Below are 25,014 nucleotides of genomic sequence, written 5' to 3'. Positions count from 1 at the left end.
TCATCCGATCCGGACCGCGACAGCCCATGAACTCGATCCCCGCCGACGCCCCCCGCCCCGCCGACTTCGCCACCGTGCGCGCGCTCGCCGACGCCGACATGCGCCGCATCGACGCGCTGATCCGCGCGCGGCTGGCCTCCGACGTGGTGCTGATCAACCAGATCGCCGAACACATCATCGCCGGCGGCGGCAAGCGGCTGCGGCCGATGCTGCATGCACTGGCCGCGCGCGCGGCCGGCTACCGCGGCGAGCAGCACGTGAAGCTGGCCGCGGTGATCGAGTTCATCCACACCTCCACCCTGCTGCACGATGACGTGGTGGACGAATCCGGCCTGCGCCGCGGCCGCGAGACCGCGAACGCGCTGTGGGGCAACGCCGCCAGCGTGCTGGTCGGCGACTTCCTCTACTCGCGCTCGTTCCAGCTGATGGTGGAACTGGACGACATGCGCATCATGCGCATCCTCGCGGACACCACCAACACCATCGCCGAGGGCGAGGTGCTGCAGCTGCTCAACATCGGCAACGCCGACGTGGACGAGGCCGCCTACCTCGCGGTGATCGAACGCAAGACCGCCGTGCTGTTCGCCGCCGCCACCGAGCTGGGCGGCCTGCTCGGCGACCTGCCCGCGGAACAGGTGGCCGCGCTGCGCCGCTACGGCATGGAGCTGGGCTACGCCTTCCAGATCGCCGACGACCTGCTGGACTACACCAGCGACGCCGACACGCTGGGCAAGAACATCGGCGACGACCTCGCCGAAGGCAAGCCCACCCTGCCGCTGATCTACGCGCTGCAGAAGGCCACGCCGGAACAGGCCGCTTCCTTGCGCCACGCCATCGAGCACGGCGGGCTGGATTCGCTGGACCGCATCGTCGCCGCGATCCGCGACTCGGGCGCGCTGGAGCGCACCCGGGCGCGCGCCGAAGCGCACGCCGCCGCCGCACACCAGGCCCTGTCCGTCCTGCCCGCCTCGCCGTACCGCGATGCGCTGGCGACGCTGGCGGACTACTCGGTGCAGCGCACGTTCTGATGAACCCCCGCGACCACCTCGCGCCCGCCGACGCCGACACGCCGGAGGAAACCCTTTACCAGGGCCGCTGGCTGAGCCTGCGCCGGCGCGGGCGCTGGGAGTATGCCGGGCGCAACAACCCCGGTGGCGCGGCGATCGTGATCGCGGTGACGCCGGACGACCGCGTGCTGTTCGTGGAGCAGTACCGCGTGGCGATCCAGGCCCGCACCATCGAGATGCCGGCCGGCCTGATCGGCGACCTCGCCGGGCAGGAGGACGAGGGCATGCTGCTGGCCGCGCGGCGCGAGCTGGAAGAGGAAACCGGCTGGCGCTGCGGACGCGTGGCCTTCCTGCACCAGGGGCCGTCCTCGGCGGGCATGAGCACCGAGATGATCGCCTACGTGCGCGCGTTCGACCTGGTGAAGGTGGGCGCCGGCGGGGGCGACGCCAGTGAGAACATCGTGGTGCACGAAGTGCCGCGCGGCGAGGCAGGCGGCTGGCTGTTCGCGCGTGCCGCCGAGGGGTATTCGATCGATCCCAAGCTGTTCGCGGGCCTGTGGTTGCTGGAACACGCATCCGTGCGTTGAGCGGGCCGCGGAAATCCGCGGCATCGCCCGCCGGCATGCCATGCGGCGCGGCGCCGCCCTGCTGGAATCACCGCTGCGGTGCCTGCTCTTCCGCCAGGCGCGCATCCAGGTTCTTCGCCGCGCCGGCGGCGTAGTCGCGACAGGCTTGCGGGTCGACCAGCGGCGCCACGTCCGTCGGCGATTTGCGCCGCGCGACTTTCTCCCAGAATCCGCTGGCGCCGGGATGCGGAGTCAGCAGGATGTCGCAGGGCAAGGCGGCCACGATGGCGAAGGTCCCGCGGAAGGCGGCCACGTAGCCGGGGTGGTCGGTGAAGCGGTAGCTGTCTGCGCTGATCGCGCTGAGGCTGTCGACGTAGGCCATGTGCAGGCAGCGCCCGCCTGCGCAGGATTCCCAGGTCCACGAGGTGCTGCCCGGCGTATGGCCGGGCGTGTAGTGCGCGGTGACGGCCACATGGCCGAGTCGCAGGATTTCGCCGTCGCGCACCACGTGCACGTTCTCCAAGGGCGTGTATCGGGGCGCCGAGCCGTATTGCGGATCGCTGCGGTCGGCGCCGCCCAGTTCCAGTTCGCGCTTGCCGGCAGCGCTCGCCAGCACCTGTGCGCCGCTCGCGGCCTGCAACGCGACGATGCCGCCGGCATGGTCGCTGTGGGCGTGCGAGTTGAGGATCCACTTCACGTCGCGCACGCGGAAACCGAGTTCGCGGACGTGCGCCTCGATCTGCACCGCGGACTCGGGCAGGTCGCCGTCGAACAGCGCCAGGCCCTGTCCGGTATCCACCAGGATCGAGGACAGGCCATGCGGCCCGACATACCAGGTGTTGCCGTAGATGCGGAACGGTTTTTGCGGCGCGTTCCACTGGTTGTGATCGATGTCGTGCAAGGGCGGCGCCGCGCGGGCAACCGGCAGGACCAGGCCCAGCACCAGGGCGGCGCCGATCAGCAAACGCAAGGACATGGTGCGTCTCCGTGGAAGCGGATGCAAAGCATCGCCGCCGTAGCGGGTCCGCCACGGGCACGATCCTGGCATTTCGCCGATGGCGATCAGCGGTTCAGTGGCGTGAGTGTGGGCGTGGACGCGATGCACGACGATGCCACACCAGCAACGCCACACCGGCCAGCGCGACGACGACCCAGGCGGTGGCGGCTGCGGTACTGCTGCCCAGCCACGGCATGGCCGCAAACACGCCCACCACGAGCAGGCCGCCACCCAGCGCCACTCTAGGATCAATGCGCATCGCACCCTTCCGCCGCAACAGCAGGCCCATGCCCAGGGTCGCCAGAAGCACGGCAAGGATGCGCCGCGGCCAGACCAGCACCGGTTGCGCTGCCATGTCGGGACGCATGTCCAGAAGCGTGCTGTCGCCCACGTTCACTTCGTAACCGTCGCCGTCGACCGCGTTCGGCACCGCCACGAGATGGTCGCCGTCGACACGCGCGATCATCGTCACTTCCTGCAGCGGCACCGCGCTCCAGCTCACCTGCAGGTCACCGAGGCGCGGATTGCCCGGGTTGGCGCTGGTCACCAGCGCACCGTCCTGCAGGGAAAAACTGGCTGCGAGGTTCGCCGGCAATGCCTTCATGACGGGCGCGACGGGCTCGCGGTCCGGCAGGGCGTGCACCAGCGCGGCATCCAGCTTGTAGCCGCCCAGTTCCACGCTGCCGGCGTCGAAGCGCTTGCTGGCGATCGGAAACGGCCCCGGATTGGCGTGGCCCTTCGGTTGTGCGAAACGACTGGAATCCTGCGGCGTGTCCGCCCAGTCCAGTTCGTAGGTCGTGTTGCTGCCGAGACGCAGTTCACGCCACTGGAACATCCGCACGTGGCGTTCCAGCACCGGCGTGGCCGCCTGCTGGTTGAAGTCGGGATCGTAGGGTGACTCCACCACCCGAGGCGTGCCGCTGATGCGTACCATGCGGCCCTGCAGGCCATCCTGCGGCTCCATGGCGTGGCCGAGGTCGATCACCCCGCCGCCATGCAGTTGCAGCGCGAGCCGGTAATCCCACACGCTGTGTTCGGTCAACGCCGCCAGCACGATGCCCAGTACCAGCGATGCCAGACCGACCGCGATGGCCGGCGGCCCGTGCAAGGCGGTGATGCGGCCGACGGACATCAGCCGGGGCTCCCGTGCAGTTCAGGCAGCTCGTCCGCGCAGCCGTAGCGGCCACGCTCATCGCGCTGCACGCGCGCCGCGGCGCAGGCGTGGTCGTGGGTGAAGAACAGTCGCACGCCGCGCGTCAGCTTGTCGTCAAGGAAGGCGCGCTTCTCGTCGATCAGCTTCTCGGGGTAGCGGTCGTAGCCCATGGTGATCGGCAGGTGCACCCAGGCACGACCGGGAATCAGGTCGGCGCAGAACACCAAGCCACCCACCTCGCCCAGCATCAGGCCCGGCGTGTGACCGTCCGAATAACTGAAGCGCACCGCCGCGCCCAGCGCCTTCGCATGCTCACCCTCGACCAGTTCCAGCCGGCCGCTGTCCGCCAGCAGCTGCTGCAATCCCGGGATGAACGAGGCGCGGTCGCGCGGATGCGGCTTCGACGCGCGCTGCCAGTGCGCCGCGCCCACGACATAGGTGGCGTTGGGGAACAGCAGCTGCGGCGGCTGGCCTTCCTGCCATGCCGCCAGCAGGCCGCCGGCATGGTCGAAGTGCAGGTGCGACAGCACCACGGCGTGGATGTCCTCATGTGCCAGCCCTGCCGCGGCCAGCGAATCCAGCAGCACGTGGCGATCCTCCACCACGCCGTAGCGTTCGCGCAGCGCCGGCTCGAAGAATGCGCCGATGCCGGTCTCGAACAGCACGTTGCATCCGGGCACGCCATTGACCGCGAGCCCCTTCACCAGCAGACAGCGGCAGGCCAGCGGGATGCGGTTCTGCTCGTCCGGCGCGATCCAGCGCGACCACATCGCCTTCGGCGCGTTACCGAACATCGCACCGCCATCCAGCTTCTGCGAATTGCCGAGGAGCGAATAGAGTTCCACGTCAAACACCTCGAGTCCGAACGCCACTTCGCGCCAGCCTTGCACGTCATCCCGCCTAAAGCTTTTCAGCAGCCGCAGGCTGGTCATCCAGCGACGGCCCGCTCATCCAGACGATGTGACTGCTGGATGACCAGCTGCGCCGTTGTGAAGCGCCTCCGGCCTTCGCCGGAATGACGAAAAATCACTCCACCTTGCCCAGCCCCGACGGCCGGCGCGGATCGCTGGCGGCGTCGAGCGTGTTGGTCCTGTGGTCCCAGGTGACCACGTTCATGAAGCCCCAGGCTTCGCGCGGCTTCAGCGTGTAGCCCATCTTCCGGAGCGCATCGCTGGTGGCGGCGTCGAACACGCCGTCCTCGACGTACACCTGGTCGGGCAGGAACTGGTGGTGGTAGCGCTTGTCGGCCACGATCTGCCGCGCGCTCTGGCCGTCGACGAAGTGCAGGATGCCTTCCAGCACCTGGGTGATGATGGTGGAGCCGCCGGGCGAGCCGATCACCGCGCTGCGGTCCTTGCCGATCACGATGCTGGGCGACATCGAGGACAGCATGCGCTTGCCGCCCACCGGCGCGTTCGCCTTGCTGCCGAGCAGGCCGTAGACGTTGGGCTTGTTCGGCACCAGCGCGAAGTCGTCCATCTCGTCGTTGAGCAGCACGCCGGTGCCCTTGGCGACGAAGGTGGAGCCGAGGATGTAGTTCACGGTGGAGGTGATCCCCACCATGTTGCCGTCCTTGTCGATGATCGAGAAATGCGTGGTGTGCATGCCCGGATCGTGCGCCGGCCCGTGCGGCAGCATGGACGAGGGCGTGGCCTGGTCGGGCAGGATGCTCTGGCGCAGGCCGTCGGCGTAGAACGGCGACAGCAGCATGTCCAGCGGCATCTTCACGAAGTCGGGATCGCCGAGGTAGTCGTTGTGGTCGCGGAACGCGCGGCGCATCGCCTCGACGATGATGTGCACGCGATGCGCCGGGTCCATCTTCGCGAGATCGTAGCCGCGCAGGATGTTGAGGATCTCGGCGATCGCCACGCCGCCGGAGGACGGCGGCGGCGCGGTGACGATCCGGTAGCCCTGGTAGTCGACGGTGATCGGCGTGCGTTCCTTGGCGCGGTAGTTCGCCAGGTCCTGCAGCGTCCAGTTGCCGCCGGCGGCACGCACCGCGTCCACCAGCTTCTGCGCCACTTCACCGTGGTAGAAGCCGGCGTCGCCCTTCGCGGCGATCAGTTCCCAGGTGCGCGCCTGGTCCGGATCGCGCCAGACCTCGCCCGCCACCGGCGGCTGGCCGCCGGGCAGGAACTTGGCCGCGGAGGCGGGCCAGCGCTCGAGGTCCTTCTGCTCGCCCTTGATCGAAGCCAGCAGGCGCGGATCGGGCTTGAAGCCGTCGCGGGCGATGCGGATCGCCGGCGCCAGCGACACGCTCAGCGGCAGCCTGCCGTAGCGCTTCGCCAGCAGCGCCAGCCCGGCCGGTTCGCCGGGGATGCCGGCGGAAAGCGGCCCCTTCAGCGCGGTGTCGCGGTTCGGCGTGCCGTCGGGGTTGAGGTAATCCTGCGGGTTCACCGCCATCGGCGCCGTTTCGCGCGCGTCGATGAACACGTTGCGGTTGCCCTTGGCGATGTGCAGCGTGGCCATGAAGCCGCCGCCGATGCCCGAGCTTTCCGGTTCCACCACCGACAGCGTGGAGGCCACCGCCACCGCCGCGTCGAACGCGTTGCCGCCCTTGGCGAGCACCTCGAAGCCGGCGTTGGTGGCAAGGAAGTTCGCGCTGGCGATGCCGGCGTGGCCGGGGCGCTGAACCGGCTGTGCGGACGTCGTGGCCGCCGGCGTGGTCTCGGGAGCGCCGTCGGCGGCGAAGGCCGCGCCGCTCGTCAACAACAGGGCCAGCAGCAGCGCGCGGCCGTGCAGGGAGAAGTTCATGCGGCAGGCTCCTTGGCCATCAAGTGCTGGTACTTGAGTTCGAGCGACTCGTGCGACTCGGTGCGCTCGGGGTCGACGATGATGCACTCGACCGGACACACCTCCACGCACTGCGGCTCGTCGTGGTGGCCCACGCATTCGGTGCACAGGGCGGGATCGATCACGTAGTACTCCTCACCCAGCGAGATCGCCTTGTTCGGGCAGACCGGTTCGCAGACGTCGCAGTTGACGCAGGTATCGAGGATCTTGAGGGACATCGGTTCACGCGGCGCGGCGGGGAACGGGGGACTTGCGCCCTCGTCGCCCGCCGCGCCCTTCGATCACATCTGCACGAAGCGGAACGTGGCACCGGTGGGGTTGACCACACCGGCGACGCGCTGCTCGTCGGCCTTGTCGCCGATGAACACCACGATCACGTCCTTGAACGTGCCGGGCTTGGCGTCCTTGAACGCGGCCACGACCAGGTCGGCGGTGGTCGCCGAAACCGGGCCGGCGAAGGCCATCAGGTTGCCCGGCAGCACGCCGCGCGCCACCGCATCCTGCACGTTCTGCAGCTGGCGGTCGTTCTGCGCCTTGTCGTCGTCGGTCTGGCCCGGGGTCACCAGGTAGGCATACGGCTGCTGGGCGGCCATGCCCTGCAGGTTCTTCTGCACCAGCTGGCCGAGGTAGGCGTTCCAGCCCTTGGCGTCGGTGATGCTGGTCGGCCTGGTGATCGCCTTGGCCTGCTGCGAGGCCTGCTGATCCTGGTCCGAGCCCTGCGAGCAGCCGCCCAGGACGAGGCCGGCGGCCAGCGCGATGGCGGCGATGAGGACGAACTTACGCATGATGGTCACCTTCTGTTTCGGGTTGCTTGGGGAGGCCGCCGTTGCGGCCCTTGTGCCAGCGCTGACGCATGGCCTGTTGCACCGCCGGATGCACGAAACCGGAGATATCGCCGCCGAGACGGCCGATCTCGCGCACCAGCGACGAGGAAATGAAACTGTATTGTTCCGCCGGCGTGAGAAACAGCGTCTCCGTCTGCGGGATCAGATGCCGGTTCATGCTGGCCAGCTGGAATTCGTATTCGAAATCCGACACCGCGCGCAGGCCGCGGATGATCACGCCCGCGCCGATCTCGGCCACGAAGTCGGCGAGCAGGCTGTCGAAGCCGCGCACCTCCACATTCCGCAGATCGGCCAAGGCGAGGCGCGCCAGCGCGATGCGCTCGTTGAGGCTGAAACCCGGCCCCTTGCTGGAGCTTTCGGCCACCGCCACCACCACGCGCTCGAACAGTGGCGCGGCGCGCGCCACCAGGTCGGCATGGCCGTTGGTGATCGGATCGAAGGTGCCCGGATACACGGCCAGGCGGGGATTGCCGGAGGTTTTGTTCACGACGACGCAGGGGCAACGGAAACGGGCCTAGCTTAACGGAAGCGCGCGCTGATAGAGCGCGCCGCGCACCTCGCCGGCCCGTCCCTCGCGATGCAGCGACCAGTTCGCCGGCACGGCGGGCGCCAGCTCGCGCGGCGACTCCAGGTAAATCCATGCCCGCGCGGCCAGCCAGCCTGCCTGCCCCAGCCGTGCGGCCAGCACGCTCCACAAGTCCAGCGCGAACGGCGGGTCGAGGAACACCAGGTCGAACGGACGCGCCGCGCCGCGCAGGAAGCCTTGCGCGTCGACCGCCACGACCTCGCCCGCCGTGACCTTCAAGCGCGCCAGGTTGTCGCGCAGCGCCCGCGCCGCACTCGCCTCGGGCTCGACGAAACAGGCGCCGGCCGCGCCGCGCGACAGCGCCTCGATGCCCAGCGCGCCGGTGCCCGCGCACAGGTCCAGCACGCGCGCGCCGGCCAGCATCGGCGCCAGCCAGTTGAACAGCGTCTCGCGCAACCGTTCCGGGGTGGGCCGCAAACCCGGCAGCCCGGGCACCTCCAGCCGTGAATTGCGCAGGCTGCCGCCGATGATGCGGATGCGACCGGGACGGCCATTCATGTGGCTTGCCGCGGCTCAGCGGCCGGTACGGGTGAGGGTGTTAGCATGCCGCCTATTGTCTTTGAATCGCCCCCGCAATGCTCAAGTTCTGGAAGAAGAAGCCCGCCGAGACTTCGCCCGCAGCCCCCGCCGAGGCGCCGGCCGTGGATGCCCCGCACGAGGCGGCCGCGCCTGCCGCGACGCCGGTGCAAGCGCCCCTGCCCGGGCAGGAAATTGAAAATCCCCGCGCCGACGAAGCGGACATGCCCGTTGCGCCTGCTGCCACCATGGTGGCCGAAGCGGCACCGGCCAGGCGCGGCTGGCGCGAACGCCTCGCCGGCAGCGCGCTGGGACGCGGCCTGGGCAACCTGTTCCAACGCAATCCCAAGCTCGACGACGACCTGCTCGACGAGCTGGAAACCACCCTGATCACCGCCGACGTGGGCGTGGAAGCCAGCACCGCGCTGGTTGAAGATCTGCGCAGGCGCATGCACAAGCGCGAGTTCGCCGACGCCGCGGCGTTGCGCGACGCGCTGCGCGAGGCGCTGGTCGCCCTGCTGCAGCCGGTGGAACAGCCGCTCGATCCTTCCGGCCGCAAGCCCTTCGTGGTGCTCACCGTGGGCATCAACGGCGTGGGCAAGACCACCACGATCGGCAAGCTCGCCCGTCGCTGGCGCGACGAGGGCCATGGCGTGCTGCTGGCCGCCGGCGACACCTTCCGTGCCGCCGCCGTCGAGCAGCTGAAGACCTGGGGCGAACGCAACGCCGTGCCGGTGATCTCGCAGGGCCAGGACGCCGACGCCGCCAGCGTGATCTTCGACGCGCTGCAGGCCGCGCGCTCGCGCGGCGCCGACGTGCTCATCGCCGACACCGCGGGCCGCCTGCACACGCAAGGCGGCCTGATGGACGAGCTGGGCAAGATCGCCCGCGTGCTGAAGAAACTCGACCCCGCGGCGCCGCACGAGGTGCTGATGGTGATCGACGGCACCACCGGCCAGAACGCGGTGAACCAGCTGCGCCAGTTCCGCCAGATCGTCGGCGTCACCGGCCTGGTGGTCACCAAGCTCGACGGCACCGCCAAGGGCGGCGTGGTGTTCGCGCTGGCGCGCGAGTTCGGCCTGCCGATCCGCTTCGTGGGCCTGGGCGAAACCGCCACCGACCTGCGCACGTTCGACGCCGCGGCCTTCGTCGACGGCCTGCTGCCGCCCGCCGGCCATGGCTGAGCGGGACTGACATGCCGCGCGGGCTGCAACGGCTGCTGATCACCGTGGGCGCGCTGGCCCTCGCCGTGCTGCTTGCCGTGGTGGGCGTGCTCTACCTGCTGCTGCAGCCGGACCGCTTCACCGCGATGCTGCAGGGCCAGGCGCAGAAGGCCGGCCTCGTGCTGAACCTGGCCAGCCCCGCCAGTCCCACCCTGTTCCCGCGCCCGGCGCTGGACCTGCGCGGCATCACGCTCAATGCCGCAGGCGCGGACAGCCCGATCCTGCTTGCCGCGCACGGCCGGCTGGTGCTGCCGTGGCGCACCCTGTTCGGCGGCCCCACCGCGATCGCGCAGATGGAGGTCGATGCGCCGCGGGTGGACCTGGACGCACTGCAGGGCTGGCTCGCCACCCTGCCGCCGCAGCCGGCAGGCAGCGCCCCAGTCATGCCGCGCATCGATGCCGGCATCAGCATCGAACACGGCAGCGTGATGCGCGGCGACCAGCTGCTGCTCAACAACGTGACGCTCACCGCCGGCACGCTCGCGCTCGACCAGGAGTTTCCGCTCGGCGTGTCGGCCACCACGGCCACGGGCGCACCGCTGCAACTGCGGCTCACCACCACCCCGCACATGCACGGCAACACCCTGCAGTTGAACGACATCCAGTTGCACCTGTCGCAAGGCAGCGGCACCACGCTCGCGCTGCGCGGCAACGCCCGCTGGCACGGCGCCGCGAACGCGACCGCGCAACTCGGCGGCAAGCTCGACCAGGCCGACGCCGGCAGCTACGACATTGCCGTCACCCTCGCCCCTGCCAACCAGACCGAACCGCTGCTGCTGCATCTCAGACTGGACGGCCCTGCCAACCATGCCGACCTGCTGCTGCCGCCGCTGGCGCTGGCGCACTGGTGGAGCACGCTCAACGCGCCGGCCGGGCAACAGGCCGGACCGCAGCCCGCCATGCCGCCCGGCAGTGGCACGCTGCAGGTGGCGAAACTGCAGGTCGGCAGCCTCAGCATCGAGGGTTTGAGCGTGCAGGCCGGCAACGCCGCACCGACGCCGGCCGCCGCGACGGCGAAGCCCGCCGCCACGCCCGCCAGGACAGGCGGCAAGTCGAAGTGAAGCCGTTCGCCGCCGCCCTGCTGGCCTGGTTCGACGACCATGGCCGCCACGACCTGCCCTGGCAGGGCACACAGGACAACGGCCGGCGCGACGCCTATCGCGTATGGCTGTCGGAAATCATGCTGCAGCAGACCCAGGTCGCCACCGTGGTCGGCTACTTCGAGCGGTTTGTCGCCGCGCTGCCCGGGCTGCGCGCGCTCGCCGCCGCCCCCGAGGACCAGGTGCTGGCGCTGTGGTCGGGCCTGGGCTACTACCGCCGCGCGCGCTTCCTGCATCGCGCCGCGCAACTCTGCGTGGAACGCCACGGGGGCGAACTGCCGCGCGACTTCGACGCGCTCGCCGCCCTGCCCGGCATCGGCCGCTCCACCGCCGGCGCGATCCTTGCCCAGGCATACGGTTTGCGCTTCCCCATCCTCGATGGCAACGTGAAGCGCGTGCTGGCGCGCTACCACGGCATCCACGGCCATCCCGGCGCAAGCGCGGTGGAGAAACAGCTGTGGCAGCACGCCGACGCGCACACCCCTGCTGCACGCGTGGCCGACTACACCCAGGCGATCATGGACCTGGGTGCCACCATGTGCACACGCACCCGGCCGCACTGCGGGACCTGCCCGCTGGCCGAGGGCTGTGTCGCCCGGCGCGATGGGCTCACCGCGCAACTGCCGTCGCCGAAGCCGGCGAAGACCACGCCCACGCGCGCAACCGTGATGCTGATCCTGCGCGACACGCGCGGACGCGTGCTGCTGGAGCGGCGCGGCCCGCAAGGCGTGTGGTCCGGCCTGTGGAGCCTGCCCGAAGCCGCCGACATCGACGCCGCATGGCGCCATGCCCGCCACCACGCGCACATCGACGACGCGGCGCAGCTCGCACCGTTCGTGCACGTGTTCAGCCACTACAAGCTGCGCGTCGAGCCGTTGCTGTTCGACGGCGCGACAGCCGCCTCCGGCATCGCCGACAATCCCGGCCTGCGCTGGTGCAATGCCGCCGAGCTGGCGACGCTAGGCCTGCCCTCTCCCGTGCGCAAGCTGCTGGAACAACTCGAGGGACACGACACATGAGTCGCACCATTCATTGCACCAAGCTCGGCATCGACGCCGAAGGCCTCGACTTCGCGCCCTGGCCCGGTCCGCTGGGCCAGCGCATCTACGCCGAGATCTCCAGGCCAGCCTGGCAACAGTGGCTGGCCCACCAGACCATGCTGATCAACGAGTACCGGCTCAATCCGCTCGACCCGAAGACACGCAAATACCTCGGCGAGCAGATGGAGAAATTCCTGTTCGGCGGCGAAGTCGACCAGGCCACCGGCTTCACCCCACCCGACCCGCAGTCTTGACGGCCAGCCGTGCATTCGGTCTAATGCACGGCTCCACGCCATGCCGACGATCGCAACGATCGCCCTGCTGGCAAGACGCATGGCCGGGTAGCTCAGTTGGTAGAGCAGGGGATTGAAAATCCCCGTGTCGGCGGTTCGATTCCGTCCCCGGCCACCATTGAATGATTGCAAGACGCCCGAAGGCAGTGCTCGCAGAGTCACTGCCTTTCTGTTGTGCGCAATCCGGTGCACAAGCTTGCAAGTGCGCCGAGAGAAAAAGATTTCGCCGAAACGTGATGGAGAGCACGGATAACTCTCTTGTTTTGCGTTTGCTTTCTCTTGGGGTGGTAGATTTTCGATCGGGCAAGCATTGCCCTCACACCACTCAAGGGGAACATCATGCGCTTGTTGATCCGTGCAGTCTTTGCAGCGTCGATCGCTGTCGCCACCGGCACCGCCCTGGCAGCTACGCCCGCCACCGGTCTTGGCCAGTCCTGGCCGAATGCCAGCGACGTCAGCACCAACCCGAACTTCCACGTGTATGTGTTCGCCATGGGCGGCGTCGAATACATCCAGGTCAACGATCTGAATGGCAACGTGCTCGGCAGTGTCGGCACCGCGGGGGGCCAGTTCATCACGCTGCCGATCGGCCGGTTCGCCCAGCAGGTCGTCACGCCCAGTCAGCCGGCCGCTGCATCCACGGACGCCGCCCCCACCGCCACCACGGTCTACAACGACGGCACCACGACGGTGACGGCCACGCCGTTGAGCGACGGCACCATGCGCCTCAACGCCATGGGCATCTGTCCAGACCCGATCACGTGCAGCATGAAGGGCATTACCGGTCAATGATCTTCGCAACCACCCCCGCGCCAGGCGTGGGGGTGGTCCGGTTCCAGAAACGAGACCAGCAGCCGCCTGCCATCGCGGATTGCGCGTCCACGCACCCGGCCGTTGAAGGTGGCGGCGCGATCCTCGATGGCCTTGCGCCCCAGGCCTGTGGCGCTGACCCGCAGGCGCTGCCGCAGGATCATCCAGTCCACGTGCGGTGAACGTGCCAGATCCCAGCGAACGTCGATCATCACGACCACCCACGCCCGGCCGCGGACACCGCAGCGGACTTTCACCAGGACATCCGATGGCTCATGCGCCAGACAGGCCTCCAGGATGGCTTCGCACACCACGCGGTAAACGGCCAGGTTCATGCTCTGCGACAGGACGTTCACCGGTCCGCGCAGGTCACACCAGTACTTGATGCCGGCTGCGTGGAGGGTCCTGGCCAGGGATCCATGGGCCAGCGCCCCGGGAAGGCCACGCTCACGCAGCATGGAGGGGTTCAGGCTGTCGGTCAGCAGGAAAAGCTGTTCCTGGGCGCTCTCGACGTGCCGGCGATAAGCCGTGTCATTCGTCGTGGACAGTGGCTGGCGCTGCTCCTCCCGCAGCATCAGCTTGAAGGCGCCCTGGGTCAGGCTGCGCAGCTGGTCCAGGGCCTGGGCGGTGACCCGCAACTGGGCCTCCCCCAAGGCCACGTTGCGATGGGCCAGGGCCATGGCCATATGTGAATCGAAACGCTCCTGCTCCACCCGCCGGGTCAGGGCAGCCATGCGCGCGCCCACCAGCAGCATGGTCGAAACGGCCATGGCCACCAGGGTTTCGGCCTGCATGGTGACGGGGTCGTTGGTGGCAGGCATCAGGGTCACGATGCCCAGGCTGGCCAGGGTGCCGGCCACTGCCGCTCCCTGCCAACCGTAGCGGAAGGCCATGAAGACGACCGGCAGGAACATGGCCATCTGCGCCATCACGCGAGTCTGGGGGTCGTGCATGCCCAGCCAGACCAGGAACGCGACGAGCGGGAACACCCCAAGCGCACCTTCCGCCAGGAAGCGGCTTTCCAGCAGCGCCCGGAACCAGCGCCGCCACTGCAGATCCGCAGCCACGAAGCTCTGATAGGCCACCAGCGTGACCGGTGCCACCGTGAGCACACCCATGAAATTGCCGAGCACCAGGCGCGCCGTCACCTCACTGTAGTGGATGACATAGCCGGGCGAGAGCGTCGCAAACTGCACCTGCCCTATCGTCTCAATCGTCGAAATGATGGCGATGATGAAGGCGCACAACACGAAGATCGGCATGTTGACCGTTCCCCGGGTCGGGAACAGCCGCCAGCGCTCCCGGAACCACCACACTATGGGCGCTTCGTAAACAAGCGCCGGGATCGTGTTGAGCATGGCCCAGTACAGGCCGTATTGACCGAGATAGGTGTAGCTGATGTAGGTCAGGCAGGCTGTGTCCGCGACGAAAAGCGCCGGCCAGTAGCGATACGGAACAAGCATCAGCACTGCAACGTGAAACCCGGTCAGGATGAACCAGTGCTGGATGGAAACCACGCGGAACAGGAACAGCGCGGCCAGGTAGACACCCGCCACCAAGACTTGCCGCAACAGGCTCCCCGCCCATGATCCAACGCGCATCGCGCTTCCCCCCACTCGATCCTTGACCCCAACCCCCGAAAACCGGATCACGCCACCATCACCGCATGTTTGCCTTGAACCAGCGCTCTGCGGCGCAAGCTGACAAAGCATAGAACCGGATTGCGGGTCATGCCAGCCCAAACGATCCTGGCTCGCCGCATCGGCATAGATCAAGCAAAAGCAGTGCCATTCGCCCCCGTTGACCAGGCCCGCCGTGTCGAAGCCGGAAGCACGCAAGACGGTCCATTGCACGAAGATCCGCACCATGGAACGGATCGACCCGGCGCAAGGCATGCAAGCGACAGCCCTGCCTGCCCGGCCTCATCCGACTCAACTCCGCCACGGCAGCCAGTGTGCGTTCGCCGACTGTCACTCCACTGCCACCGGCGGATCACCGGCGGGCCATGCGCGCCGTCCAGACTGTCCGTCCCGTCTCCCGAGGACCGCGGTCATGCCGGCGCAGTACGTCGCCCCATCGAAGTTCGGCCTGTTCCGCATCGTGCGGCATGGGCGGCGCTGGCGCAGCCTGCTGGAGGATTGCGAACTGGCGCGGCATGACGACGTGGCCGCGGCGCTGGCCTATCTGCACGCGAGCTGCCCACGCGCCCGCCTCCCGACGGGGCTGGAGCACTGGCGCTATCTGGGGGAACCGCCGGCACGGTTGGCACAGGCCTGCGTCAACGACGGCGATTGGCTGCTGACCGGCTGAGCCGCCTCGCTCAGGCGGCCGTGGCCGGCATCGCCCCCGCATTGTGCGCCAGCAGGCTGTCCAGCATGCCGCGCGCCATCTCGTGTTCGCCGGACACCACCAGGTCGGCACCCTGCTCGCGCAGGTGCGCGACGGCGGCGCCGGAACCGGCGCGGGCATAGATCGGCAGTCGTGGGTTCAGCCGGCGCGCCACGCGCACGATCTCGCCGGCCTCGAATGCATCCGGCGCGGTCACCAGCAGTGCCCTGGCGACGCCGAGGTTGGCAGCAGCCAGCGCCTCGTCGCGCGCAGCATGGCCGGACACCGTGCGGATGCCCTGCTCACGCAGCTCGTCGACGCGCTCGGCCTCCATCTCCATCACCAGCAGGGTATTGCCCTGACGCAGCAGTTCCTCGCACAGCAAGCGCCCCACACGGCCGTAGCCGACCACCACCACATGGCCGGCCAGGTCATCGGCCGGCCCGGGCGTCGGTTCGTCGGACGCCTTGAACGCGGCGGCCTGCGCCGCCTCGCGCGCATCCAGCCACGGTTTGGCATGGTCGAACAGCTTGAACAGCAGCGGGTTGAGCAGGATCGACACGATCGCCGCGGCCAGCAGCACGTCCTGCGCCTCCTTCGACACCATCTGCTGCGCCACGCCCACGCCGATCAGGATGAAGGAGAACTCGCCGATCTGCGCCAGGCTCACCGCGATGGTGAGCGCGGTGCGCAGCGGCCGCCGCGACACCAGCACGATGGCGAACGCCGCCAGCGACTTGCCCAGCACGATGATCGCCAGCGCCGCCAGCACCACCAGCGGCTCGGTCAGCACCACGCGGTAGTTGAACAGCATGCCGATCGAGACGAAGAACAGCACCGCGAACGCATCGCGCAGCGGCAGCGTTTCCTCCGCGGCGTCGTGCGCCAGCTTCGACTCGCCCATCATCATGCCGGCGAAAAACGCGCCCAGCTCGAACGACACGCCGAACACCCCGGCCACGCCGAACGCCACGCCCAGCGCGATCGCCAGCACCGCGAGGCGGAACAGCTCGCGCGAACCGCTGATCGCCACCCGCGCGAGGATCCACGGGATCAGCCGCTTGCCCACCACCAGCATCAGCGCCACGAACAGCGCCACCTTGCCGATCGCCAGACCCACCGTGCCGGCCAGCGCGGCGAACGAGACGCCCTGCCCCGCAGCCAGCGCGCCGCCCACCGCGGGCAGCAACACCAGCGCCAACACCATCGCCAGGTCTTCGACGATCAGCCAGCCCACCGCGACGCGGCCACGCTCGGTCTCCATCAACCGGCGCTCTTCCATCGCACGCAGCAGCACCACCGTGCTGGCCACCGACAACGCCAGCCCGAACACCAAGCCCTGCGCGAACGGCCAGCCCAGCGCCCAGCCCAGCAGCAGGCCAAGCACGGTGGCGACCGCCATCTGCCCCAGCGCGCCGGGGATCGCGATGGACTTCACCGACAGCAGGTCCTTCAGCGAGAAGTGCAGGCCCACGCCGAACATCAGCAGCACCACGCCGACCTCGGCCAGCTCGTGCGCGATATGGCCGTCCGCCACGTAGCCCGGCGTGAACGGACCCACCACCACGCCAGCCAGCAGGTAGCCGGCCAGTGCGGGCAGCTTCAGCCGGTGCGCCAGCGCGGCGAACACGAAGGCCAGCACGATGCCGCTGACGAGGGTGGCGATGAGCGGGGCTTCGTGCATGGAAAATCCTTGGCGGGCGCGCGACGACTCCCGTTGTAGGAGCATCCGATGACGGGCACAAGCGCGCCGCCGCGGCCACTCACTCCGCCGCGTTGATCACCGCGAGGAAATCGCGCCCGTAGCGCTTGAGCTTGGCCTCGCCCACGCCGCTGACCTGGGCCAGTTCGCCTTCGTTCGCCGGCATCGCGCGCAGCATCGCCAGCAAGGTGGCGTCGTGGAACACCACGTAGGGCGGCACGCCCTGCTGGCGCGCCAGCTGGGTGCGCAGGGCGCGCAGCGCGTCCCACAGCGGCTGCTCGTAGGCCTCGATGCCGAGGTTGGCGCCGGTGACCAGCTGGCTGTCGCGGCGGCGGCGCGCGGAGCGCACGGGTTTCGCATCCTCGCGCAGGTGCACCTCCTGCTTGCCCAGCAGCACGTCGCGGCTGGACGCAGTGAGCCGCAGCGTGCCGTAGCCTTCCGCATCGGTGGCCAGCAGGCCCGCGGCAAGCAGCTGGCGGAACACCGAGCGCCAGCCTTTCTCGTCCAGGTCGGCGCCGATGCCGAAGGTGCTGAGCTTGTCGTGGCCGAGCTGGCTCATGCGCTCGTTGTCCACGCCGCGCAGGATGTCGACCACGTGGCCGGCGCCGAAGCGCTGGCCGCTGCGGTATACCGCCGACAGTGCCTTCTGCGCGGGCACGGTGGCGTCCCAGGTCTTCGGCGGCTCCACGCAGTTGTCGCAGTGGCCGCAGGGGCCGCGGTAGTCCTCGCCGAACGCGCCGAGCAACAACTCGCGCCGGCAACGCGTGGCCTCCGCGTAGGCCAGCAGCGACTCCAGCTTCTGCCGCTCGATGCGCTTGCGCTCGTCCGCCGATTCGGACTGCGCGATCATCTGGCTCATCGTCACCACGTCGGCCAGGCCGTAGATCATCCACGCCTCGGCGGGCAGGCCGTCGCGGCCGGCGCGACCGGTTTCCTGGTAATAGCCTTCCATGCTGCGCGGCAGATCGAGATGCGCCACGAAGCGCACGTCGGGCTTGTCGATGCCCATGCCGAACGCCACCGTGGCCACCATCACCACGCCGTCCTCGCGCAGGAAGCGCTGCTGGTTCCTCGCGCGCGTGGCGGCGTCGAGGCCCGCGTGGTAAGGCAGCGCCTCGATGCCGGCCTCGGCCAGCCAGGCGGCGGTGTCGTCCACCTTCTTGCGGCTGAGCGCGTACACGATGCCGGCCTCGCCGCGATGGCCGTCGAGGAACTGCATCAGCTGCGTGCGCGGGTTGTGCTTCAGCGTCACGCGATAGCCGATGTTCGGCCGGTCGAAGCTGGAGACGAACTGGCGCGCATTGCCCAGCGCCAGCCGCTCCACGATCTCCTCGCGCGTGCGCGGGTCGGCGGTGGCGGTGAGCGCGATGCGCGGCACCTGCGGGAAGCGCTCGTGCAGCACGGTGAGTTCGCGGTACTCGGGGCGGAAATCGTGCCCCCACTGCGACACGCAATGCGCCTCGTCGATCGCGAACAGCGCCACCCCGGTCTGCTCCAGCAGGCCGAGGAAGCGCCCCGTCAGCAGCCGCTCCGGCGCCACGTAGAGCAAATTCAGCTCGCCGGCCAGCAGTTGCCGCTCCACCTCGCGCTGCGCCTGGGCATCGAGGCTGGAATTGAGGTAGGCCGCCGCCACGCCGGCGGCGCGCAACGCGTCGACCTGGTCCTGCATCAGTGCGATCAGCGGCGACACCACGATGCCGGTGCCCGGCCTGAGCAGCGCGGGAATCTGGTAGCACAGCGACTTGCCGCCGCCGGTGGGCATCAGCACCAGCGCGTCGCCGCCTTCGGCCACGTGCTCGACGATGGCCTGCTGCTGGTCGCGGAAACCGGGGTAGCCGAAAACGCTGTGGAGGATGTCGAGCGCGCTGGAAATCATCGCGCGCATGCTAGCAAACCGGCGTCGCGGACCGGACGGCGCGAAGGCATCGGAACCGTGTCAGGCTTTGCCGAAGAAATCGCGGAACGCGTCCGCCACCCGCTCGACGCCTTCGTCATCCACGTCCAGGTGCGTCACCAGCCGCAGCGTGGGCAGGTAACCGATGCTGATGCGAATGTCCGCCGCGCGCAGGTGTGCGTCCAGCGCCTGCAGGCGGGCGGTCGGCACGTCGACGAACACCATGTTGGTGTGCTGGCCGAGCAGTTCGACGCCCGCGATCTCGCGCAGGCGGCCGGCGAGATGCGCCGCGCGGCGGTGGTCGTCGGCGAGCCGCGCCACATGATGATCCAGCGCGTGCAGGCCCGCGGCGGCGAGCATGCCGGCCTGGCGCCAGCCGCCGCCGGCGACCTTGCGCCAGCGCCGCGCCTTCTCGATCAATGGCGCGGAACCCACCAGCACCGAACCCACCGGCGCGCCCAGGCCCTTGGAAAGGCACACGGACACGCTGTCGAAATGCTGCGCGATGGCGCGTGCGCCGACGCCAGCGGCAACCGCGGCGTTGTACAGGCGCGCGCCGTCCAGGTGCAGCGCCAGCCCGCGTTCGCGGGCGAAGTCATGTGCGTCGCGCAGGTAGTCCAGCGGCAGCACGCGGCCATGCCAGGTGTTCTCCAGCGCCAGCAGGCGGGTGCGCGCGAAGTGCGGATCGACCGGCTTGATCGCCGCGGCGACGCGCGGGAGCGGCAGCGTGCCGTCCTCGGCCTGCACGATGGGCTGCGGCTGGATCGAGCCCAGCACCGCGGCGCCGCCGCCCTCGAACTTGTAGGTGTGCGCGTCCATGCCGACCAGGTATTCGTCGCCGCGCTCGCAATGGCTCATCAGCGCCAGCAGGTTCGACTGCGTGCCGCTGGGCACGAACAGCGCATCCTCGAAACCGAGATCCCCGGCCAGCCGGCGCTGCAGCGCGTTGACGGCGGGATCCTCGCCGTAGACGTCGTCGCCCACCTCGGCATCCAGCATCGCGGCGCGCATCGCCGGCGTGGGCCTGGTGACGGTATCGCTGCGCAAGTCGACCACGTTCATTGCCTCTCCTGCCTCACGCGTGCTTGCGGAAATACAGCCACGCCACCAGCGCCAGCAGGGCCGCCGGCAGCAGGTTGGCGAGCAGTGGCGGCATGCCGTAGACGGTGCCGAAGTTCACCATCGCCTTCTGCAGGAAGTACCAGGTGATCGCCAGCAGCATGCCGATGAAGATGCGCTTGCCGAGGCCGCCGGAGCGCATCGTGCCGAACGCGAACGGCATCGCGCACAGCACCAGTACCAGCACGTTGAGCGCATACAGCGCGCGCGTCCAGAACGCCACGGCGTAGACGCCGGGATGTTCGCCGTTGTTTTCCAGATAACGCATGTTGCGGCGCAGGTCGCGCATCGACAGGTACTGCGGCTGGATCACCGATTGCGCCAGCACCTGCGGATTGAGGCTGGAATGCCACTGCTCGCTGGCCGAGACGCTGCTGTGCACGCCCATGTCGTCCAGCGTGGTGCTGCGCACGTTGTGCAGCACCCACTCGTGACCGTCATGGTCGGCGGTCTTGGCCCAGTCGAAGCGGCTGAGCTGGCCGTCTTTCGTGAACGTGAACACGCGCACGTCGGCGAGCGCCACCGTGTCGTGGTCGCCGGCATGGCGCACCACGGTGCCGCCACGCACGTTGATGACGCGGTCGCCATCGCGCGCCCACAGGCCACTGCCGGTGCTGCCGATGTTGTTGGACTTCAGGCGCAACTGCATGGCCTGCCCGAGCTGGTCGCCCCAGGGCGCGGCGGTCTCGCCGAGGATCACCACGCCCACGATCAGCACCGCGATCACGCCGGTGGCCGAAGCGGCGATGCGCAGCCGCGACATGCCGGAAGCGCGCAGCGCGGTGAGCTCGCCGGTGGCGGCCAGGCCGCCCAGGCCGAGCAGGCCGCCGATCAGCGCCGCGTTGCCGAACATCTCGTAGGCGCGGCGCGGCGTGGTCACCAGCACGTACACCGTGGCGTCGGTCAGCGTGAAACCGTTCTTGCCGATGTTGCTGAGCTGGCGCAGGAACTGCGTCACCGCGTCGAAACCGGTGAGCACCAGCCACACGCCGACCAGCGAGCCGAGCACGCTGAGCGCCACCAGCTTGTCCACGCGCTTGATAGCCAGACTCATGCAGGCAGCGCCTTGTCGTTGCGTGGCTTGCGCGGCGAGTACTGCTTCCACCACAGCCATGCGGCGATCGACATCATCACCAGGTGCAGCAACCACAGCGCCGTCTGGTGGTGCCAGTGGCCCTTGCTGATCTGCGCGCGTCCCAGCGCCAGCAGCGTGTAGTAGAGATAGAAGCTCGCCATCGCCAGCATCAGGCGCCCGTAGCGGGCTTCGCGCGGACTCTGCCGCGACAGCGGCAGCGCCAGCATCAGCATCACCAGGGTCAGCGCCGGCGCATTGACGCGCCAGGCCAGCTCGGAGCGGGCATCCGGCGTCTCGGTGCGCAGCAGCTGCAGCGTGGTCATGCTCTCGGCGGGATCCTCCTCCGTGTCGCTGGTCACGCTGGAGAGCGAGGAATCGTTGCGCTGGTACTGCATGCGCCGCCAGTTGTCCGCGCCCAGCGGGATGTCGTACTGCCAGCCGTCGCGGAACGCGATGAAGCGGCTGGAGCCGTTGCTCTCCTGGTAGAGCTGGCCGTTGCTGGCCGTGACCAGCTTGATGTGCTGCTGGCCGTCCCCGCCGGTGCGCTGGGTGGACACGAAGCTGCGGCCCAGCCTGGAGCCGTCCTGGCTCAGCGTGTCGGTGAAGATGATGCCGCCCTTGCCCGGCAGCTCGGTGAAACGCCCGGCATCGAGGCCGGCGGCGATCACCGAGCGGTTCGCGGCAGCCACCAGCGTGTCGCTGGTGGCCGACGCCCACGGCCCCAGCCAGAGCGCGACCAGCGCGGTGAGCAGCACCAGCAGCACGGCGAGGATCGCGGTCGGCCGCACCAGCCCGTTCGGGCCCATGCCCGAGGACAGCAGCACGTGCATCTCGCTCTCGCGGTACATCCGTCCCAGCGCCATCAGCACGCCGATCATGCTGGCCAGCGGCAGCATGTTGGTGAGTCCTTCCAGCGTGCGCAGGCCCAGCACCTGGAACATCACGCTGGCGGGAAAACTGCCCTTGGCCACCTGCTGCAGCACGGTGGCGAACGCGGTGCCGGCGACGATCACCATCAGCACCACCACGGTGGCGGCCACGGTCTGCGCCAGCTCGCGCAGGAAATAGCGGTCGAGAATGCTCAGCATGCGATAAACTTGTGGGCTTCCGTCAACGCCGGCCCCGGCCGGCGAACCGCCAGTCTAGCCGGTTCGCCGCTCGCCGCGCCCACGCAGGTACCCCCGATGACCCTCCAGTTCAGCCTCGCCACCGCCACCCCCGAGACCGTCGACACCGCCTGCGTGCTGGTGGGCGTGTACGAACAGGGCGTGCTGACCAGCGCCGCCGCCCGGGTGGACGGCGCCATCGGCGGCGCGATCAAGCGCCAGGTGGAGAGCGGCGACGTCAGCGGCAAGGCCGGCAGCACCACGCTGATCTACGCGCCGGCCGGCATCGCGGCGAAGCGCGTGCTGGTGGTGGGCCTCGGCACGCAGAAGGGCTTCGACGCCGCCCGCTACCAGAAGGTGGCCATCGAAGCCGCGCGTGCGCTGGGCAAGCTGCCGCTCACCGAAGCAGTGTCGTACCTCGCCGAAGTGGACGTGCCCGGCCGCGACGCCGCCTGGCGCGTGCGCATCGCGGCGCTGGCCGCCGACCACACCGCCTACCGCTACACCGCCACCTTCAAGCCGCGCGAGAAGAGCACGCAGCCGGAATTGGCCGCACTGGCCTTCGCCGCCGGTGCCGAGGCGCAGCCTGGCCTGGACCAGGCCATCGCCATTGCCGAGGGCGTGCGCTTCGCCCGCGGGCTCGCCAACCTGCCGCCGAACATCTGCACGCCCGCCTACATCGCCGGCCAGGCCGAGGCCTTCGCCGGGGCGCACGACAAGGTGAGCTGCACGGTGCTCGACCACGTCGAGATGGAGAAGCTGGGCTTCGGCTCGCTGCTCGCGGTGGGCCGCGGCTCGGCCAACAAGCCGAAGCTGATCGCGCTGCAGTACCACGGCGGCGCCGAAGGCACGGCGCCCTATGCCTTCGTCGGCAAGGGCATCACCTTCGACACCGGCGGCATCAGCCTGAAGCCCGGCCCCGGCATGGAGGAGATGAAGTTCGACATGGGCGGCGCCGCCGGCGTGCTCGGCGCCTTCGTCGCCGCGGTGAAGATGGGCCTCAAGCTCAACCTGGTCTGCGTGGTGCCCGCGGCGGAGAACATGCCCGACGGCGACAGCTACCGCCCCGGCGACGTGCTCACCAGCCTGTCCGGCCAGACCATCGAGGTGCTCAACACCGACGCCGAGGGCCGCCTGATCCTGTGCGACGCGCTGACGTACACCGCACGCACCTTCCAGCCGCAGGCGATGGTCGACGCCGCCACGCTCACCGGTGCCTGCGTGATCGCATTGGGCAAGCATGCCAGCGGCCTGTTCAGCAAGCACGACGACCTCGCCGCCGAACTGCTCGCCGCGGGCGAGCACACGCTGGACCGCGCCTGGCGCATGCCGCTGTGGGACGACTACCAGGTGCAGTTGGATTCCGGCTTCGCCGACGTCGCCAACATCGGCGGCAAGAGCGCCGGCGCGATCACCGCCGCCTGCTTCCTGTCGCGCTTCGCCGAAGGGCAGCGCTGGGCGCACCTGGACATCGCCGGCACCGCCTGGGACGAAGGCCGCAAGGGCCTGGCCACCGGCCGCCCGGTGGCGTTGCTGGCGCAGTGGCTGATCGACCGTAGCTGATGAAAGGCGGGGAACGGAGGATGGTGAACCGGGAACATGCCGTGAGCGGCGAACGGGACTTGCCAGCTGTGATCCCGGCATCCGGATTTGCCACGAGCGATGCTTCAGGCGTACGGCCGATGTTCCCCGTCCCCCATTCCCCGTTCCCCGCTCCCTGACCATGCCCCGCGTCGACTTCTACCTGATCGGCAAGCCGCGCTTCCGCGAGCAGCCCCTGCTGCTGGTCTGCGAGCTGACGAAACGGGCGTTCGCAACGCAACAGCCCACGCTGATCCTCGCTCGTGACCATGTGCAGGCCGAGGCCATCGACGAGTTGCTGTGGGCGTTCGACGAGGATGCGTTCATTCCGCACCAGCTTGCCGGCGACGACGACGACGCGGCCACCGCTGTGCTGATCGTGCCGCCCGGCGTGGACACGCCCGACCGGCCGCTGCTTATCAACCTGCGCGAGAACTGCCCCGACGGCCGCTGCGAACGCGTGCTGGAAGTGGTGGCCGCCGACCCGGCCGAACGCGACGGCTCGCGCCTGCGCTGGCGCGAATACCAGCGCCGCGGCTTCGAGCTGCACAAGAACGACATGTGACGCCATGCGCCGCGGCGTTCACCCGGCCGCGGCCTCCGCACGCTCGGCCGCCCCGCGCAGCACACGCGCCAGCATCGCCGCCAGCTCCTCGCCGCTGAGCGGCTTGCGCAGGAAGCCGTCCATGCCCGTCTCGCGCGCACGCGCCTCGTCCTTCTCGCCCGAGCGCGCCGTCACTGCCACGATCGGCAGCCGCCGCCCCGTCTCGCGCTGGCGGATCAGCCGCGCCACCTGGAAGCCGTCCACGCCCGGCAGGTCCAGGTCCAGCAGCACCGCGTCGTAGCGGCTCCGCTCCAGCTCGGCCAGCGCCAGCAGGCCGTTCGTCACGTGGCAGGTCTGGTGCCCTTGCTGCTGCAACAGGCCGGTGATCACCGCCGCCACGATAGGGTCGTCCTCCACCAGCAGCAGCCGCAGGCGCTGCCCGTCGGCCGCCACCGACGACGGCGATTCGACCGGCACGGCGTCCACCACGATCAGCGGCAGCCGCACCAGGAACGTGCTGCCGTGGCCCAGCCGCGACTGCAGCTCGATGCTGCCGCCCATCATCTCCACCAGCTCGCGGCAGATCGCCAGGCCCAGCCCGCTGCCGGCACGCCGCTGCGGGCTCTCCTCCTGCTCGAAGCGCTGGAACAGCCGCGCCTGGCTCCCTTCGGGGATGCCCGGGCCGGTGTCGCTGACGCTGAACAGCAGGCTGTCGCCGCTGCGCGCGGCGCGCAGC

General features: G+C 69.4%; 25 protein-coding genes and 1 tRNA gene. 11 read left to right on the top strand and 15 right to left on the bottom strand.

The window, feature by feature from the left end; translation table 11 throughout:
• Positions 1 to 26 precede the first annotated feature (26 nt).
• Together ABQJ56_RS08900 and ABQJ56_RS08895 are read left to right on the top strand one after the other, a co-directional pair.
• On the top strand, positions 27 to 1,028 hold the full coding sequence (locus tag ABQJ56_RS08900; protein ID WP_367844659.1) for a polyprenyl synthetase family protein: 1,002 nt from the start codon (positions 27 to 29) through the stop codon (positions 1,026 to 1,028).
• Positions 1,028 to 1,594 (top strand): NUDIX hydrolase, encoded by a 567-nt coding sequence (locus tag ABQJ56_RS08895; protein WP_367844658.1) that lies wholly within the window; start codon positions 1,028 to 1,030, stop codon positions 1,592 to 1,594. Before ABQJ56_RS08900 ends, ABQJ56_RS08895 begins: the two co-directional genes overlap by 1 nt.
• A gap of 67 nt (positions 1,595 to 1,661) precedes the next feature.
• Here ABQJ56_RS08895 and bla read toward each other — a convergent pair whose 3' ends face one another.
• The 8 genes from bla to rsmD all read right to left on the bottom strand — a co-directional run bounded on the left by bla (position 1,662) and on the right by rsmD (position 8,445).
• Positions 1,662 to 2,549 carry a subclass B3 metallo-beta-lactamase gene (bla, locus tag ABQJ56_RS08890; RefSeq protein WP_367844657.1) on the bottom strand — a complete coding sequence of 296 codons (888 nt, stop codon included), beginning with the start codon at positions 2,547 to 2,549 and terminating at the stop codon, positions 1,662 to 1,664.
• Positions 2,550 to 2,643: 94 nt separating this feature from the next.
• Positions 2,644 to 3,702, bottom strand: coding sequence for a TMEM43 family protein (locus ABQJ56_RS08885; protein ID WP_367844656.1), 1,059 nt, complete (start codon positions 3,700 to 3,702; stop codon positions 2,644 to 2,646).
• Positions 3,702 to 4,568 (bottom strand): MBL fold metallo-hydrolase, encoded by an 867-nt coding sequence (locus ABQJ56_RS08880; RefSeq protein ID WP_367844655.1) that lies wholly within the window; start codon positions 4,566 to 4,568, stop codon positions 3,702 to 3,704. The genes ABQJ56_RS08885 and ABQJ56_RS08880 overlap by 1 nt, the downstream gene beginning before the upstream one ends.
• 181 nt (positions 4,569 to 4,749) lie before the next feature.
• The gene (gene ggt / locus ABQJ56_RS08875; protein WP_367844654.1) at positions 4,750 to 6,477 is read right to left on the bottom strand and encodes a gamma-glutamyltransferase; all 1,728 of its coding nucleotides are present in this window, start codon (positions 6,475 to 6,477) and stop codon (positions 4,750 to 4,752) included.
• Positions 6,474 to 6,734, bottom strand: a complete 261-nt coding sequence (locus tag ABQJ56_RS08870) for a YfhL family 4Fe-4S dicluster ferredoxin (RefSeq protein WP_367844653.1) — start codon at positions 6,732 to 6,734, stop codon at positions 6,474 to 6,476. Before ABQJ56_RS08870 ends, ggt begins: the two co-directional genes overlap by 4 nt.
• Before the next feature lie 63 nt (positions 6,735 to 6,797).
• Positions 6,798 to 7,301, bottom strand: a complete 504-nt coding sequence (locus tag ABQJ56_RS08865; RefSeq protein ID WP_367844652.1) for a hypothetical protein — start codon at positions 7,299 to 7,301, stop codon at positions 6,798 to 6,800.
• Positions 7,294 to 7,848 carry a pantetheine-phosphate adenylyltransferase gene (gene coaD, locus ABQJ56_RS08860; protein WP_367844651.1) on the bottom strand — a complete coding sequence of 185 codons (555 nt, stop codon included), beginning with the start codon at positions 7,846 to 7,848 and terminating at the stop codon, positions 7,294 to 7,296. The genes ABQJ56_RS08865 and coaD overlap by 8 nt, the downstream gene beginning before the upstream one ends.
• A gap of 27 nt (positions 7,849 to 7,875) precedes the next feature.
• Entirely contained in the window at positions 7,876 to 8,445 is a 570-nt protein-coding gene (rsmD, locus tag ABQJ56_RS08855) for a 16S rRNA (guanine(966)-N(2))-methyltransferase RsmD (RefSeq protein ID WP_367844650.1), read from the bottom strand.
• Positions 8,446 to 8,522: 77 nt separating this feature from the next.
• Between rsmD and ftsY the strand changes: the two genes are divergently transcribed.
• The 6 genes from ftsY (at position 8,523) to ABQJ56_RS08825 (ending at position 12,911) form a co-directional block, all read left to right on the top strand.
• Entirely contained in the window at positions 8,523 to 9,647 is a 1,125-nt protein-coding gene (ftsY, locus tag ABQJ56_RS08850) for a signal recognition particle-docking protein FtsY (RefSeq protein WP_367844649.1), read from the top strand.
• Positions 9,648 to 9,658: 11 nt separating this feature from the next.
• The gene (locus ABQJ56_RS08845) at positions 9,659 to 10,747 is read left to right on the top strand and encodes an AsmA family protein (RefSeq protein WP_367844648.1); all 1,089 of its coding nucleotides are present in this window, start codon (positions 9,659 to 9,661) and stop codon (positions 10,745 to 10,747) included.
• On the top strand, positions 10,744 to 11,805 hold the full coding sequence (gene mutY / locus ABQJ56_RS08840) for an A/G-specific adenine glycosylase (protein ID WP_367844647.1): 1,062 nt from the start codon (positions 10,744 to 10,746) through the stop codon (positions 11,803 to 11,805). Before ABQJ56_RS08845 ends, mutY begins: the two co-directional genes overlap by 4 nt.
• Entirely contained in the window at positions 11,802 to 12,080 is a 279-nt protein-coding gene (locus tag ABQJ56_RS08835; RefSeq protein WP_367844646.1) for an oxidative damage protection protein, read from the top strand. Before mutY ends, ABQJ56_RS08835 begins: the two co-directional genes overlap by 4 nt.
• 81 nt (positions 12,081 to 12,161) lie before the next feature.
• A tRNA-Phe gene (locus tag ABQJ56_RS08830) sits at positions 12,162 to 12,237 on the top strand.
• A 221-nt stretch (positions 12,238 to 12,458) separates the two neighbouring features.
• The gene (locus ABQJ56_RS08825) at positions 12,459 to 12,911 is read left to right on the top strand and encodes a hypothetical protein (protein WP_367844645.1); all 453 of its coding nucleotides are present in this window, start codon (positions 12,459 to 12,461) and stop codon (positions 12,909 to 12,911) included.
• Here ABQJ56_RS08825 and ABQJ56_RS08820 read toward each other — a convergent pair.
• Positions 12,905 to 14,797, bottom strand: a complete 1,893-nt coding sequence (locus ABQJ56_RS08820) for an MASE1 domain-containing protein (RefSeq protein WP_367844644.1) — start codon at positions 14,795 to 14,797, stop codon at positions 12,905 to 12,907. The genes ABQJ56_RS08825 and ABQJ56_RS08820 overlap by 7 nt on opposite strands.
• Before the next feature lie 184 nt (positions 14,798 to 14,981).
• Here ABQJ56_RS08820 and ABQJ56_RS08815 point away from each other — a divergent pair, with 184 nt between their 5' ends.
• Positions 14,982 to 15,239 (top strand): hypothetical protein, encoded by a 258-nt coding sequence (locus ABQJ56_RS08815; RefSeq protein WP_367844643.1) that lies wholly within the window; start codon positions 14,982 to 14,984, stop codon positions 15,237 to 15,239.
• A gap of 10 nt (positions 15,240 to 15,249) precedes the next feature.
• Here the strand turns inward: ABQJ56_RS08815 and ABQJ56_RS08810 are convergent, their stop codons facing one another.
• From ABQJ56_RS08810 to lptF, 5 genes are all read right to left on the bottom strand, one after another.
• Complete coding sequence (locus ABQJ56_RS08810) at positions 15,250 to 16,941, bottom strand: cation:proton antiporter domain-containing protein (protein ID WP_367844642.1); 1,692 nt, start codon at positions 16,939 to 16,941, stop codon at positions 15,250 to 15,252.
• 79 nt (positions 16,942 to 17,020) lie between these two features.
• Entirely contained in the window at positions 17,021 to 18,835 is a 1,815-nt protein-coding gene (recQ, locus tag ABQJ56_RS08805) for a DNA helicase RecQ (RefSeq protein ID WP_367844810.1), read from the bottom strand.
• Between the two features lie 60 nt (positions 18,836 to 18,895).
• Positions 18,896 to 19,915, bottom strand: coding sequence for a low-specificity L-threonine aldolase (ltaE, locus tag ABQJ56_RS08800; protein WP_367844641.1), 1,020 nt, complete (start codon positions 19,913 to 19,915; stop codon positions 18,896 to 18,898).
• Positions 19,916 to 19,928: 13 nt separating this feature from the next.
• Entirely contained in the window at positions 19,929 to 21,026 is a 1,098-nt protein-coding gene (gene lptG, locus ABQJ56_RS08795) for an LPS export ABC transporter permease LptG (protein ID WP_367844640.1), read from the bottom strand.
• Complete coding sequence (gene lptF / locus ABQJ56_RS08790) at positions 21,023 to 22,135, bottom strand: LPS export ABC transporter permease LptF (protein ID WP_367844639.1); 1,113 nt, start codon at positions 22,133 to 22,135, stop codon at positions 21,023 to 21,025. Before lptF ends, lptG begins: the two co-directional genes overlap by 4 nt.
• A gap of 96 nt (positions 22,136 to 22,231) precedes the next feature.
• Between lptF and ABQJ56_RS08785 the strand changes: the two genes are divergently transcribed.
• Together ABQJ56_RS08785 and ABQJ56_RS08780 are read left to right on the top strand one after the other, a co-directional pair.
• Positions 22,232 to 23,716: a leucyl aminopeptidase gene (locus ABQJ56_RS08785; protein WP_367844638.1), complete on the top strand. Its 1,485-nt coding sequence runs from the start codon at positions 22,232 to 22,234 to the stop codon at positions 23,714 to 23,716.
• A 160-nt stretch (positions 23,717 to 23,876) separates the two neighbouring features.
• Positions 23,877 to 24,299 (top strand): DNA polymerase III subunit chi, encoded by a 423-nt coding sequence (locus ABQJ56_RS08780; RefSeq protein ID WP_367844637.1) that lies wholly within the window; start codon positions 23,877 to 23,879, stop codon positions 24,297 to 24,299.
• Positions 24,300 to 24,317: 18 nt separating this feature from the next.
• On the opposite strand, the gene ABQJ56_RS08775 is transcribed toward ABQJ56_RS08780, so the two are convergent.
• Positions 24,318 to 25,014 (bottom strand): response regulator (locus ABQJ56_RS08775; RefSeq protein ID WP_367844636.1); only part of this gene is annotated, 697 nt, incomplete at its 5' end.

It is taken from the genome of Rhodanobacter geophilus (genome assembly GCF_040812275.1).
Lineage (GTDB): Bacteria > Pseudomonadota > Gammaproteobacteria > Xanthomonadales > Rhodanobacteraceae > Rhodanobacter_A > Rhodanobacter_A geophilus.
This window is presented reverse-complemented; position numbering and strand designations above follow the sequence as displayed.